The sequence below is a fragment of the Micrococcus sp. GbtcB5 genome (assembly GCF_019091605.1).
GTDB lineage: Bacteria > Actinomycetota > Actinomycetes > Actinomycetales > Micrococcaceae > Micrococcus > Micrococcus luteus.
In genome coordinates, this window is sequence record NZ_JAGXJK010000245.1 from 1 (window position 1) to 260 (window position 260).

Annotated in this window: 1 pseudogene; it reads right to left on the reverse strand. The window is 66.2% G+C overall.

Annotated elements, in window-relative coordinates:
- A pseudogene (locus tag KVS67_RS12220) lies at positions 1-260 on the reverse strand (TetR/AcrR family transcriptional regulator); the annotation flags it as partial.

Below are 260 nucleotides of genomic sequence, written 5' to 3' on the forward strand. Positions count from 1 at the left end.
CAGGAGGGGCCGGCGTTACTAAGGATGTCTTTCGCGTCGATGGTGCCGGCATCGTGTGTCCCGAGGCGAAGTCCGCGCAGCACGGAACGTGCGGTTTCTTCGATGAGGAACGCGAGCACCTCGGGGGGCATGTCGCGGCGGAAGACTCCGGAGCGGACTCCGTCGTGGGCGATCTCCCGAACGCGTCGCCGCAATGGCTCTAGAGCGCGAGCGGTCTCGGTGACATGGAGGTCGTCGGGCGCGATGTTCGCCAAGGCATG